The sequence below is a fragment of the Streptomyces sp. NBC_01214 genome (genome assembly GCF_026340975.1).
Classification (GTDB): domain Bacteria; phylum Actinomycetota; class Actinomycetes; order Streptomycetales; family Streptomycetaceae; genus Streptomyces.
Map to the genome: position 1 here is coordinate 1,681,287 of NZ_JAPEOS010000003.1, position 12,289 is coordinate 1,693,575.

12 protein-coding genes and 1 pseudogene are annotated in these 12,289 nt (G+C 69.6%); 7 read left to right on the forward strand and 6 right to left on the reverse strand.

Features of this window, described 5'->3' with window-relative positions:
• Positions 1 to 49: 49 nt before the first annotated feature.
• Positions 50 to 598 carry a hypothetical protein gene (locus OG594_RS44010; protein WP_266608144.1) on the forward strand — a complete coding sequence of 183 codons (549 nt, stop codon included), beginning with the start codon at positions 50 to 52 and terminating at the stop codon, positions 596 to 598.
• Between the two features lie 151 nt (positions 599 to 749).
• Here the strand turns inward: OG594_RS44010 and OG594_RS44015 are convergent, their stop codons facing one another.
• From OG594_RS44015 to OG594_RS44020, 3 genes and pseudogenes are all read right to left on the reverse strand, one after another.
• Complete coding sequence (locus tag OG594_RS44015) at positions 750 to 1,757, reverse strand: NAD(P)H-dependent glycerol-3-phosphate dehydrogenase (RefSeq protein WP_266608146.1); 1,008 nt, start codon at positions 1,755 to 1,757, stop codon at positions 750 to 752.
• 310 nt (positions 1,758 to 2,067) lie between these two features.
• Positions 2,068 to 2,331 (reverse strand): annotated as a pseudogene (locus tag OG594_RS47460) (class I SAM-dependent methyltransferase); the annotation flags it as partial.
• Between the two features lie 220 nt (positions 2,332 to 2,551).
• Complete coding sequence (locus tag OG594_RS44020) at positions 2,552 to 3,082, reverse strand: SMI1/KNR4 family protein (RefSeq protein WP_266608148.1); 531 nt, start codon at positions 3,080 to 3,082, stop codon at positions 2,552 to 2,554.
• A 473-nt stretch (positions 3,083 to 3,555) separates the two neighbouring features.
• Here OG594_RS44020 and OG594_RS44025 point away from each other — a divergent pair, with 473 nt between their 5' ends.
• The 4 genes from OG594_RS44025 to OG594_RS44040 all read left to right on the forward strand — a co-directional run bounded on the left by OG594_RS44025 (position 3,556) and on the right by OG594_RS44040 (position 6,986).
• Entirely contained in the window at positions 3,556 to 4,344 is a 789-nt protein-coding gene (locus OG594_RS44025) for a GAP family protein (protein ID WP_266608150.1), read from the forward strand.
• Positions 4,345 to 4,669: 325 nt separating this feature from the next.
• On the forward strand, positions 4,670 to 4,978 hold the full coding sequence (locus OG594_RS44030) for a hypothetical protein (protein ID WP_266608152.1): 309 nt from the start codon (positions 4,670 to 4,672) through the stop codon (positions 4,976 to 4,978).
• Positions 4,979 to 5,416: 438 nt separating this feature from the next.
• Positions 5,417 to 6,046 carry a WD40 repeat domain-containing protein gene (locus tag OG594_RS44035; RefSeq protein ID WP_266608153.1) on the forward strand — a complete coding sequence of 210 codons (630 nt, stop codon included), beginning with the start codon at positions 5,417 to 5,419 and terminating at the stop codon, positions 6,044 to 6,046.
• Between the two features lie 337 nt (positions 6,047 to 6,383).
• Positions 6,384 to 6,986: a hypothetical protein gene (locus tag OG594_RS44040; protein ID WP_266608155.1), complete on the forward strand. Its 603-nt coding sequence runs from the start codon at positions 6,384 to 6,386 to the stop codon at positions 6,984 to 6,986.
• 371 nt (positions 6,987 to 7,357) lie between these two features.
• Here the strand turns inward: OG594_RS44040 and OG594_RS44045 are convergent, their stop codons facing one another.
• On the reverse strand, positions 7,358 to 7,876 hold the full coding sequence (locus OG594_RS44045) for a hypothetical protein (protein ID WP_266608156.1): 519 nt from the start codon (positions 7,874 to 7,876) through the stop codon (positions 7,358 to 7,360).
• 360 nt (positions 7,877 to 8,236) lie between these two features.
• Complete coding sequence (locus tag OG594_RS44050) at positions 8,237 to 8,404, reverse strand: hypothetical protein (protein ID WP_266608158.1); 168 nt, start codon at positions 8,402 to 8,404, stop codon at positions 8,237 to 8,239.
• Positions 8,405 to 9,075: 671 nt separating this feature from the next.
• Here OG594_RS44050 and OG594_RS44055 point away from each other — a divergent pair.
• Positions 9,076 to 9,564 carry a DUF1877 family protein gene (locus tag OG594_RS44055; protein WP_266608159.1) on the forward strand — a complete coding sequence of 163 codons (489 nt, stop codon included), beginning with the start codon at positions 9,076 to 9,078 and terminating at the stop codon, positions 9,562 to 9,564.
• Between the two features lie 37 nt (positions 9,565 to 9,601).
• Here the strand turns inward: OG594_RS44055 and OG594_RS44060 are convergent, their stop codons facing one another.
• Positions 9,602 to 9,784, reverse strand: a complete 183-nt coding sequence (locus OG594_RS44060; RefSeq protein WP_266608160.1) for a hypothetical protein — start codon at positions 9,782 to 9,784, stop codon at positions 9,602 to 9,604.
• Positions 9,785 to 9,928: 144 nt separating this feature from the next.
• On the opposite strand from OG594_RS44060, the gene OG594_RS44065 reads away from it, so the two are divergent.
• The gene (locus OG594_RS44065; RefSeq protein ID WP_266608162.1) at positions 9,929 to 11,152 is read left to right on the forward strand and encodes a hypothetical protein; all 1,224 of its coding nucleotides are present in this window, start codon (positions 9,929 to 9,931) and stop codon (positions 11,150 to 11,152) included.
• Positions 11,153 to 12,289 lie beyond the last annotated feature (1,137 nt).

Genomic DNA, 12,289 nt, shown 5'->3' on the forward strand with positions numbered 1-12,289 from the left:
ACGGAAGCATCCAGGCCGTCGGTAGAACGACCACGAGCCAGGAGAGACCATGTTCGCTCGTACGTCACGTATCGCTATTGCAGCAGCTACCACCATCCTGACCCTAGGTGCGGCCGCCGCCACCGCGAACGCAGCGCCCGCCCCGAAGAACTGCGTGCTCAACATCGATTCCGGCAGCATGCAGTGCTATGACACGTTCCGGGAGGCCGTCACTGCCTCCACCAACGGACGGATCACCGACGCCCCGCTGTCGGCGAAGCACATCGACCAGAAGCTGGCTGACCGCCTCAAGGGATCCGCGGGCACCACGACGGCGGACGCCGTGCAGCTCGGCGTCATCTACACGGACTCGAATTACGGCGGCTCCGCCCTGGTGTTAACCGGCGGCAGCGGCTGTCAGAGCGGCAACGGCCGTGACGCTCAAATCAACCTCGAAGGTACCTGGAACAACTCCGTCAGCTCGCTGACCACGCTGTCTTGCTGGCTGGAGCTGTGGGACGCACCCAACACCTCCGGTGTTCACCAGGAGTACCAGCAGTCGACCTCGTACGTCGGGGACGCGATGAACGACCGGGCGAGCTCGGTGGCCCTGCTGTAGGACACCCGGCGCGCAGCGACGCCCCGTCCCCGCGGATGGCGGGGGCGGGGCGTTCCGCTGCGTGCCGGCACGTGCATCCACCACGGGAAGGCCTGGTACTGCGGGGGAGGCGTAGCTTCGGGCACTTGCCGGCCCGCGGAACCGGCGGCGATCAGGCGGCGTATCGCTCGGCTCTGGGGGTTCGTTCCATGAGACGGGCGGCGGCTTGTCCGGTGGTGATGCGGCCGTGCAGCACGTTGACGACGACTTCGGTGATGGGCATGTCGACGCCGTGGCGGCGGGCGAGTTGGAGTACCGACTCGGCGGACGCCACGCCCTCGGCGGTCTGGCGCGTGGCGGCGGTGGCCTGGGCGAGGGTGAGGCCGCGGCCGAGGTGTTCGCCGAAGGTCCGGTTCCGCGAGAGGGGGGAGCAACAGGTGGCCATGAGGTCGCCGACTCCCGCGAGGCCGGAGAAGGTGAGGGGGTCGGCGCCGAGGGCGAGGCCGAGCCGGGCGGTTTCGGCGAGCCCCCGGGTGATGAGGACGGCGCGGGAGTTGTTGCCGAGCCGCATGCCGGTGGCGAGGCCGACGGCGAGTGCGATGACGTTCTTGACGGCGCCGCCGAGTTCGCATCCGATGACGTCGGGGGTGGTGTACGGGCGGAAGTGGGGAGTCTGGGCGAGGGCTTGGAGGCGGGTGGCTACGGTGTCGCTGGTGCAGGCGATCGCGGAGGCGGCGGGTTGCCGTACGGCGACCTCGCGAGCCAGGTTCGGACCGGACAGGACGGCCACGCGGTCGGAGGGGATCCCGGTCACCTCGGTGATCACCTGGCTCATGCGCATGCCGGTACCGGTCTCGACGCCCTTCATCAGGCTCACGACCACGGCGTTCTCGGGGATGAGCGGCGCCCATCGGGTGAGGTTCGTGCGCAGGGCCTGAGCGGGGATCGACACCACGACGACCTCCGCGCCGCAGGCGGCCTCGGCCTCGTCGGTCGTGGCGGTCACCCGTTCGGGGAGGGAGATGCCGGAGAGGTAGCGGGGGTTCTCGTGCCGGGAGTTGATCGCGTCGGCGAGTTCGGGGCGGCGGGCGTGGAGAACGACCTGGTTGCCGGCGTCCGCGAAGACTGCCCCCATGCTGGTGCCCCATGATCCGGCTGAGAGGACCGCGATGCGGGTCATCGGCTCTCCAAGGTGGTAGGCGCGTCGGTGCAGCGTAGTGGGCGGCGGAGCGTGACAGCGACCTCCCGCCGGCCACCCAGGGAGGGCAGGCGGCGGGCTGCGTCGGCGAGCACGGCGCAGGCCTGGTCCTCGCCCAAGTGGCGGGCGAGGTCATCGGCCGGCGCCTGCCACGGCTGAGAGAGGTGGCGCCATGTCGCGGGCTCGTCGGAGCGCTCCCGGACGTGCTCGATCTGAAGCCCCGCTGCCTCGTCCCGGTGCTGCCGGACGGCTCGGTGTTGCGGTGTACGGCACCGGTGACGACGGCCCGGGCGCCGGGGGTGAGGAGGCGACGGACCTCGGCGAGCCCGGCGACGGGGTCGGATGCGTGACCAAGGGCGTCCACGCGCACCACGCTGCCGGCGCTCGTGTCGGGCATTCCGATCGGCCCCACGGTGCCCACCCTGAACGTGGGCCTGCCGGCAGGCAGGCAGGCAGGCAGGCAGGAAGGAAGGAAGGGATGCGGGGCTCGGGAGGCGGTGAGTGCGATGGCGCGCGGTGACATGTCGATGCCGACCACGGTACGTGCAGGGGGCATCGACGTGTGCGCAGCCGGGAGCGGCCGCTCCTGTGCGAACGGTTGTCGTCACAGGCGGCCAATGCGCTGGCGGCGCACCCTACTGAAGCCCGGCATGCCGCCACCGATCCCACTCGGTGGGTCCCGAGGCCCTCAGTCGACCGGCCGGATCAGGTCAGCTGAGGGCCTCTCAGTTCAGCACTGGCGCCGCAGCTGTTGGGGTGGGCAGAGTGCCGAATCGTCACACCGCCCCGAGGCGGCGGAATTCATGGGTGGCCAGAGGGAACAACGACGAGAGAATGTTCGACTGAAGCTCTCCGGTAAGGACGGATGCGAGAAATTCTGAACATGATACGGGGTAATGTTCCCATCGGTCGCTCACCTCGTTCACCATGACGGTCCATTCGTTCGGCTCAAGGCCCGGAAGGACGAGCCAGTACAGGCATTCTCCGTTGTCCGTGGTCGCCCATGGGATGACTACGGATCCCTCGGTGTCCAGTTCTGCCGGCTTCTTCTCGACTCTCCACAGGTCCACCAGGTCTTCGAACTGGTACTTGGCCCACTTGAGGAGGTCGTAGTGCCGGTTGGGGCAGTCGGGCTCCAGGACGTAGAGGTAGTCGTCCCAGTTGCTTCCCCCGTAGACGCCGATGAGCTCCTTGTAGTCGTCGGGGAGTTCGACCGCGAGGGTACGTTCGACTTCGACCCAATCCTTGTGGCGGGGCTGGCCCGGCGCCGGGGCGATCTCGAGAAGACGGGTTAGGGCGTTGGTCACGGCGCGGGTCCTGTTCCTAGGGTTCGGCGAGTCCGGAAGGACGTGGTGACGGCAGGCGGGCAGGTATCGGCGAGTCGCACCTGCTCGACCGCTCTCGCCGCTCCTTCGGCCGATTGGGAAAGATGCAGTGTTGCCTGATTCGGTTGCTGCGGTGCTGGATGATCTTGAAGTCGTCCGATCCATGAGCCGCTGGCCCGCGTGATCCCAAGTGAGCACGACGTTCGCGGTCCTCTGCTCGCAGAGGTCGTGCCGTTCCAGGGGGCGCCAGTCGCGGCGTACGACGGGTGGGGCACCGGCCGCGACGCCTCCGTATGGCTTCCGGCGCCGTCGTACGCATACCACTCGGTCCGGTCTGCTGAGTTCAATCCTTGCGGGTGCCTTTCGGGTGCGGTGGGGCTTACGAGGGCAGGCAGCGTTTCAACGGTGGTTCAGGAGGCTGATCCCGTCACGGCTGCCGCAGACAGGAACACTCGATGTCCCACTTGGGTGGCGGTGCAAGAGGTTGCCGGACGGGTGCGCTCGATATTGTCCCGGGAGGGGCATGTCGTAGCGCTCTGGTCGTGGGGTGCGGAAGGGGAGGGACGTTGCTGATCCAGGCAGTTGGAGCGGTGCTGCCGGCGGCGCTGGCGGTCGCCCTCAGCCCGTTCCCTCTGATCGGGATCGTGCTGATCCTGGCCGGCCGGCACGGCCGGCGTAACGGCCTGCTGTTCACGGCCGGGTGGATCGTCGGGCTCGGGATCGCGGCAACGCTCGTCGTGGTCGTGTTCGGTGGAGCAGACGACCCCGAAAGCCCTTCGTCCGCGATCGCGGACTGGGGACGCGTGCTCGCCGGAGCGGCACTCATCGTGCTGGGGGCGCGCACATGGTGGCAGCGTCCGCGGGCCGGTGACGAGACCGGGACGCCACGCTGGATGGCGTCACTCGATGACCTATCGGCCTCGCGGGCGCTGCTCCTGGGCCTGCTGCTGTCGGGCGCCAACCCGAAGAACCTCGTCCTGACGGCCTCGGCGGCCACGTCGATCGTCGAAGCCGGGGCTCACCACGGCGACCTCGTCGTGGCCGTCACCGTCTTCGTTCTCATCGGATCCTGCACCGTTCTCGGAGCCGTCGTCATTCATCTCCTCGGCGGACAGCGCGCGGCGTTGTTCCTGGACAGCGTCAGGCAATTCATAATCACCAACAGCGCCGTGATCACTGCGATCGTGCTCCTCCTTCTGGGTGCCAGCATCCTGGGCGACGGACTCACCGGACTTGGACGCTGAGTTCGTACATTGCCAAAACGGCTGAGGCTTCAAGCCGAGCGATCGGCCGGACCGGATTCTTGCCGACCCTCGGCACCGGCGGCCGGGTCCGACGCCTTGGGCTTCTTCGCCTTCGGTTTCTTCGCCCCGGCGGAACTGGGGAGACGCAGTGCCCGCGGGTAGGGGTCGCGCACCACCACACCCCGCTCGGAATCCGATCGCGATCATGGATGAGATAAACACCTACAACCATGGTCCTGACGAAGTGAGGTTGGTTCAGGAGGCGGCCGCGGTCGCTCTTTCCTGGGCGCTCGGGGGAGAACTGACACGCCAGTAGTCGGATCTGTTGAAGATCGGCTACCACATGAGCGGCCACGAAATGCTGGGGGCGGCGACGTGGGTCCACGACTGGCAGAGGGCTCTGCGCGTCGTCCTTGACGGTGCCACCGACTGCGAGGAGAGCCGGCAGCGTGTGGTTGAGGCGACGGACACGGCGCTGCGGGAGATGCAGAGGCACCTGCATCACGTGGTTGAGATGGATTGGTGGTTTCGCAGCCAGGACTGGCCGGGTTACCACGAGGTCCTGCGCCGGATCATCGCTGCCGGCGGACCGGAGGCCCAGGAGGCGCCGGGTCCGGCCGATATCGCCTCGTAGCGCCAGGCACTCGGCGGGAACGTCCTCGCCTGGAAACACGAGCGCTCCCGCCCACCGCGGCAGTAGGGGCAGGCCCCGCCTGGCCTGGCCCTTCAGCCCCGTGCTGCCCGCCTGTACTGAGCTGATTTCCACCGGCTGATACCGCCTTGAACGGCCGCTCGGACTGCCAGGTCCGCTGCCCGGTGAACGGCTCCACCGGCATCGGCTCACTGCTGAACACACCGCCCATGCGGGAGAGATGACCGTCTCACGGCTGTCGGTGGCCCGTTTTACGGTGGCATGCATGGCCCACGTTGTGCAGAGTGACGGTTTCCCGGCCTCGGCGGCCCAGGCCCGGGAAGGAACGGTGTTCCCGGCGGGTTCCGGGGGTACGCCCGCCGAGCAGACGGACTGGGACAGCAGGATCGAGCCTGTCTCGGGGAACGGCTGGGTCATGCGGTGGCGAGCACTGTCCTGGACGGCCGTGAGGTCGCCGTCGTCCGGACCTCGGACGCGACGGTGCGGATGCTGGACATGGCCACGGGCTTGCCCGTGGGCGAACCCCTGACCGGCCACGAAGACTCCGTGCGGGGCCTGACGACGACAGCCCTGAATGGCCGTCCGGCTGCCGTCACTGCGGGCGATGACGGGACGGCGCGGCTGTGGGACCTGGCCACCTGCGAACAGATCGGCGACCATCTCGTCTACGCCTACAGTGACGTGTGTGCGGTGGCCATGGCGGTGCTGGACGGCCGCCCGATCGCCGTCACCGGGGGCGCGGGCGACACCATGCGTGTATGGGACCTGGCCACCTGCGAAACGCTCTACAGCCGGCCCACCCCCGAGCCGCTCGCGATTTCGGCCGGACTGGTGGACGGCCGTCCGGTCGCAGTCACCACCGCCGAGCCCGGCCTGACCGACGGGCGGCGCATGGCGAGCCAGGTCCTGCAGGTGTGGGACCTGATCGGCTGGGAGCCCGTCGGACAGGTGGTGGACGGTCCAGGGTTCTCCGAAGCCCAGGCACTGACACCACGAGGCCGACTGCTGGTCTCCACCCGTGCAGGACTCGCCGCGCTCACCCACCACTGACAAGCCCACCGCACCGGTGATCCAAACATCAGGAGTGAGTGCTGCAACAGCAGCATCCGATCCGCCTCACGATGCTGCGGGAGGTCCGGGGCGTGGGTGTCTGAGCCGCCGGCCAGTGGGTCGCGGCCGGCCTGTTTCCGTCGTCCCGTTTCTTCGCTGGCCCTCTCCCTCGCACCGCGTCCCACGCGGGTCGTTTCGCCGCCTTCGTAGTGTCGGTTGCCGGTGGAGGATCCAACTGCGGGAGGTGTTGGGACGGCCTGGGTGTGGGCGGGTACGCGGGCGGGGCAGGGTCGCAGACGGGATCCGGCCGGTCCGTCGGCGGGGGAGCGGGGGCGGTGTGCTGAAGGGCTGGGGCTGGGGCTGGGGCTGGTGGACGGTGGACTTCGGGGACGCGCACGCGGGCGCGGCGGGTGTGCTCGTCGGCGGCAGCGAGCCGGGCCCGGTGTACTTCGACGTCGGGAGCGGCCCGGACGTGCCGTCGACCACGCACTGGTCGGCCTACGACGGCCGGGCCCGCCGCCCGCGTGCCGAGGCCCTCCGGGCCGTGTGCACGTGCGGATGGCGCGGGGCTGCGGAGTATCCCCTGGACTGGGGCACGATCGGCTACCAGCCCCTGTACGAAGCAGACGTCGACCTCGCCGGGCCACTGGCCGATTGGACCGCGCACCTGTCCGCCGTCCGCGAGGCGGCCGTGCCGCTGCCCGAGACGCTGGCCACGCTCCTTGGCGCCGTGGCCGAGCAGTTGACCGTTACGGCCGCGGACGCGCCGTTGGCCGCGCTGCGCGCCGCGGGTGTGCTGGAACGGATCGCTGCCGGGGCCGGCCGGACGGCCGCCGGCGGGCTGCGCGACGACGGCCTGTCCGCCGAATCGGTGGCCACCGCCCTCGGCACCACCTACTCCAAGGCCCTGGTCCTGCTCCTGTCCGCGCAGGACGGGTAACGGCACGCACCACAGCGCCCATGGTGGTCCGACCACGACGTGTACCAGCCCGAGTACGGCTCCAAGCGCTATCACCCCCGCTTGCCGGAGACCTTGCCCTCGGCTTCGAAGCCTCGAACCGGATCACCATCGGAGAATGCCCTGCGCGTGCTCGCCGGCCGGGCCGCCGACAACACCCGCATGGGCAGGACCCAGACAGGTGTAGGTCGGTCAGAGGCCGCGGTCTGCGCCCACCGGCAGCGGGCTGCGCGGGGCAGGGAGGTGGGACGCGGGAGGTGATGCGGTGTCAGGGCGGGTGCGGCGTCGGGGCGGGTGCGGCGTGGGAGCGGGTGGAGAGAGAGCGGGATGCCGCGGCTGCCCGGGCGTGAACCTCAGAAGCAGCCCTTCGCTGTCATGTGGGTCTTCGCCGGTGTGTCGGGAGGGCCGATTTGGAGGATGCCCTCGATACAGGTGAAGCGGGAGGCGGGCCGGTTGCCGTCGGCGCCCGCCGGGGCGAACGAGAAGTCGTTGGTGTGGGTCTGCCCGGCGGAGAGTGGCACGGGGAAATGGTCCCCGCCGTTGGGCTCCGGTGGGATGAAGCTCTCCTTCCCGTCACGGGTCGACCATTCCCAGCCGAGGGCGACGTCGACGGGCGGCCCCTGCTTCTTGATGTAGGAGAGCTTGACCCTCTCCAGGGAGCCACTCGGTGTCTTGCACGCCTGGAACCGGAATTCGCCGTTGGTCAGCGTGACCGTCGCGGACGACTGACCGTAGACAGGGCTGTTCCCGTTGGCACAGGTCAGCCAGGGTGCTGCGTTGGCTTGAATCGGCACCCCGGCCAGAGCGATCACCAGGGGGATTGCCCCGGTGGCGACCGCGAGAAGGGTGTGCTTCCGCGTCCGTGTGGTCATACGGGCCTCCGTGTTTCCCGTGCGGCAGGCCGGGCCCCACTCGGCGTGTGCCTACCGCAGGAGCGGATTCCGGGGGAGCCCCCACACACCACGGTCCCAGAGGGCTGCGCCGGCTGCCACCTGGCTGCCGGGTGCGCTCTCTTGGCGTCATCGACTGACTTCATGTGCCCGCGCAGGATCTGTCTGCCGGGTCCCCTTCAATCGGTACGGCTTCCGCGCGATGTCGAGGAGTAGGTCAGGGATGTCGTCGAAAACCGTGGTGTCAGGGCTAGATCACGGCAGCCGGGAGGTCGTGCCAGCCGCGCACGAACAGATCGTTGTTCGCCTGCACGACGGCTCCCCAAACCAGTTGGCCCTCGGTCAGCAGCACGTCCTGGCCTTCAAGATCTCCGCCAGCGGATCCTCCCGCTCCACGCAGTCGGACCTGGGCATGCGCAGGCATCGGAACTTGTCGAACCAGGAGAAGCGGCGCGGCGCCTCGCCGAGCGATGCCCGGCACTGGGCGATGACCATTGTCGATCCCGTCACGCCGCGGAGCGTAGCCACCACTCCCACCGAGCCCGAATCCGAGCCTGCGTCCCGAAGGACTTGGCCGAGCTGAAACCACAAGGGGGGATGTCTTCGGCCCGCACCATGAAGAGCAGCACGGCTGTCTTGGTGGCGACCAGGATGGCCAGGAGCTCGTTCCTGTTGCCCCTGCTCATCCGATGTTCACGCGGCAGACCTCCGGTGCCCGGGGCCATCGAGCTCCCCGGGCCGTCGGTCGTGCCGGTCGGGGCCGGAGGTCGTTGTCCGGTGGGTAGGCCGGACATGGCTGCCGGCGAAGAGGCCGTGCCGGAGCGGGGCGAGAGGGGCGGGCGCATGAGGCGGGATGGGGGCGACGTTCCTCCTGGCACTGGCCGGCTGGGGCGTGGGCCACGTCAGGTACGCACCGCGCCCGAGCGCGGGCGCACTGGACGCCCCGTCGCTCTCCGGGGAGATGCGGCAGGCATTCGTGTCCGGTTGCCAGTTGGCTGTGCCGCTGCTGCTCAACATGGCCCTGATCGTGGCCGCGGTGACGTTGGCGTGTTGGGCCTGGGCCTGGGCCTGGGCCTGGGCCTGGGCCGCCCGCCCGGGCGGTGGCGGGACGTGCACGCGTCCGACCGGGCGTCGTGTGCTTGGATCACGCTTGACTGAATCTTCTGCGGTGGGGGGACACGATGGGGGCTCGCGGGGTGCTTTTCGCCCTGGACGCGCTGGAGGCTGAACGCATCCTGGCCTGCCGGGGTGATGACGAGGTCATCGCCGTGGTCGAAGAGGTCGAGGAGGGTTGGGACAGGGACCATCTCTTCGAACTCGACAAGTCCTGGGACGCCTTGCACCGCTGCTTCACCGACGGTGATCTCGCCTTCGAGAACGGCGAGTACCCCTTGTCGCACGTCATCCTCGGAGGGAGACTCCTGCACGAGGGCGACTACATCGTCTGCTACGTCGCCGCGGACCAGGTCCGCGAGGTTGCGGTAGCCCTGGAACCCCTGGACGAGCAGTGGCTGAGCAACCGTTTTGTCACGCTGACGTTCGACTCCTACCAGGGTGTAGGCGACGCAGAGGACATCGCCTACACCCAGGGCTTCCTACCGGGGCTCAAGAACTTCTACCGCACCGCGGCGCAGAACGGTCGCGCGGCCGTCTTCACTGTCGACCAATAGGTTGGGGCCGCCCCGCAGCCCGGACGGGGACAGGGGGTCAGTCAGCGGGAGGGCGGGGAGGCGGGCCGCCGCCCCGCCAGGCGGCGTAGAGGCTGGACACGGCGACGGCGATCGTCGCCAGCGACTCCGGTGTCGTGCCGCGCAGCACCAGGGCCGCGCCCGTGGCGAGCACGGCGAGGAAGATGATCAGATCCTGACCGCGCTTGGTGGGATCGGGCATTGAGCAGTCTCCATTCGTGGTGGACGGTGGCGCCGCTCGAGGAATGCCTCCAGACTCACGCAGTGGAGGGGTGCTGCGGCAGGCGCAGCGGTGCTGCCGGACGGACGGCAGCGGACGACACTTCGGGACGGGGAGCTGGCTACGGTGGGCGAGCTGAAACCGATCGACGACGGGCTTTCGCCCGAGACGGGCGCGCTCGCGGAGGCGTTGCGGGCCCTCTTCGCGGGTCTGCGGATCTCGACCCGCCGCTATGCGGCACGTCGTGCGTACGACTCCGCCACCGTCTCCCGTTACCTCAGCGGGCGCCGCCTCCCGCCGTGGGACTTCGTGCGCAACCTGCTGCACGACGTTGCCGAGGAGCGGGGCACCGTACCGACCGAAGAAACTCTCGGGATGCTCCGTTCGCTGCACAGCGCTGCGCTCCAGGCAGGCGGCTCACCCGGACACAGGGTGCAGCTGTTGGAGCGGCGGCTGGCCGATGCCGACCGGGAGTCGAGGCGGGCGATGGCTCGGGAACGCTGGCTGGAGGGCACCCTCCAGGACTGTGAGGACCGCCTGCGCGATCTCCAGCTGCGCTACCGGGAGTTGGAATCGGGTCCGGTGCAGGCGTCGGACCCTGCCGATGGGGCGGCGGGCGAGTACGCCGAGCTGCGCGAAGAGATCCACGAGTTGAACGCGGAGCTGGCGCGGGTGCGGGAGCTGCACCGGCAGGCGGAGCAGCGGTGCGAGCGGCTGGAGCGCCAGCTCGCTCATGCGGAGGGGCGTGTGGTGCAGCTGGGACCCGGGGATGGCTGGGAGGTGGATGAAGACTTCGTCGCGTCGATCAGCGTCCGGCTGTGGGACGCGAGCGGTGAGCGGCACCTCGGTAATGGCTTGCTGCTCGACGGTGACACCGTGATCGCGACGAGCCTGGTGGAATCCGAAGAGGCGGCGAAGCCTGGAGACACCTTCATGGTCGACGCCGGTGCGCGGAGGGTCATGGCCGGGCTGGCCGCCGCCAGGCCCGTTCCAGGGCTCGGGGAGCACCAGAAGTTTCGGCCCCTTGCGGCGCTGAGCCTGGCGGAGCCCGTTCTCTTCCCGGCCCGGCCGCTGGTCCTCGCTGGGCGTCTGCCGACCGGCACCCGGCTGGTGGTGAGCGCGCACACCGAGTTGGGGCGGTTCTCGTGCCGACTCGAGGTCGCAGGCCGGACCGGGGATTGGCTGCGCGTGTCAGGAGAAGTGGAGCCTGGCTTGGGAGGAGCCCCGGCGTTCACGGGAGAAGGTGCGTTCGCGGGGTTGATCGGGGCCAGAACGCGCAACGGGGGCGGCGGGCTGCTGCTGCCCGTTGAGGTCCTGGTTTCCATGGGAGTCATCGGGCAGGCTCCGTGAGAAGGTCGGCACGGGCCCTGTTACGCGGGTGGAGCCTGGATCAGGAGTACGGAACCTTGCCGAGGTCCAGAGCGCAGCGGGCAGTGAGGCCCCGGCATCCCGTTACAGCTCCGGACGCGCTACTGAAGCCCGTAGACAGCGTGTACGCCATGGCCACGCTCATGCGGCCACCGGCTCCGCGCACGGGCAGCGGTTGAGCATCGGCCCCGCGTTGAACGTCATGCCAAGGCAAGAGCCCTACACGGTTCGCTCTCCGAGTGTCCGCCCGCCCCTGCCGCACGCCCGCCCGCCGGAATGCCTAAGTGCGAGAGTGTTCTCCCAAGTGCTGAGAGCGAGTTGGCCGTACGGTCGTTCCCGCTGGAACTCGGCATCGACGTCCCGGGCCGGGTCGAGCGCGTGACGGGACACGCCGATCCGCACTGGGCCACCCTCACCGGCCAGCCGTTGAGGGGCATGGTGGGGAACGCGGGGACGGCGTGCCCGTCGGGTTCGACGCGGGCCTGCTCCACGTCTACGGCCTGCGCGTCCCCGAGGTCGCGGCCTGCGTTCGGGCCCGGTTCGGCGACATCCTCGACCTGCCGGCGGGCCGGATCGGGGAACTGGCCGCCCTTGCGCGAGATGCTCCAGTCCGTCGCCCGAAGCGAGTTCGCCGACATCGCCGACGCCCTGATGGACCGCGTGCAGACACTCGCCGGACGATGGCCCCCCGTTCCACCCGGTGTTGACAGGAGCACAGGAGAGCGGCCCGTGCCTCTGTCCGGGTCGGGCTCCTCCCCGACCCGGTGCGTCAACTGGAGACCCCACCCGCAAGAAGGTGGGACAGCGAGTGCGGGGAGCCGCACCAGGAGGGGCCGCTCTCAGCCCCGTGGCGCTGCTGGCTGTGGGCAGGTCCGGCAGCCGTCAGACGTCGCCGGGCACCGCCCCGGTCAGCAGCCTCCAGCCCGCCACCGAAGCGGGCCTTCGTGACGCGCCCGCGCCGTATCCGCAGCCGGCCCGGTGCCGGGGGAGGGGCAGGCGAGGTGGGAGCCGATCCGGAACCACATCTTGCCGGCGGCCCGGCGGATCTCCTCGCTCCGGGTGACGTCATCGAGCAGTCTGAGGAGCCCCATCAACGCCCGCGCCTCGTCTGCGCTGATG

Excerpts from the sequence above, each read along its gene's own strand:
- OG594_RS44010 (WP_266608144.1), top strand. The coding sequence starts at position 50 with ATGTTCGCTCGTACGTCACGTATCGCTATTGCAGCAGCTACCACCATC.
- OG594_RS44015 (WP_266608146.1), bottom strand. The coding sequence starts at position 1,757 with ATGACCCGCATCGCGGTCCTCTCAGCCGGATCATGGGGCACCAGCATG.
- OG594_RS44025 (WP_266608150.1), top strand. The coding sequence starts at position 3,556 with ATGTCCCACTTGGGTGGCGGTGCAAGAGGTTGCCGGACGGGTGCGCTC.
- OG594_RS44045 (WP_266608156.1), bottom strand. The coding sequence starts at position 7,876 with ATGACCACACGGACGCGGAAGCACACCCTTCTCGCGGTCGCCACCGGG.
- OG594_RS44055 (WP_266608159.1), top strand. The coding sequence starts at position 9,076 with ATGGGGGCTCGCGGGGTGCTTTTCGCCCTGGACGCGCTGGAGGCTGAA.
- OG594_RS44060 (WP_266608160.1), bottom strand. The coding sequence starts at position 9,784 with ATGCCCGATCCCACCAAGCGCGGTCAGGATCTGATCATCTTCCTCGCC.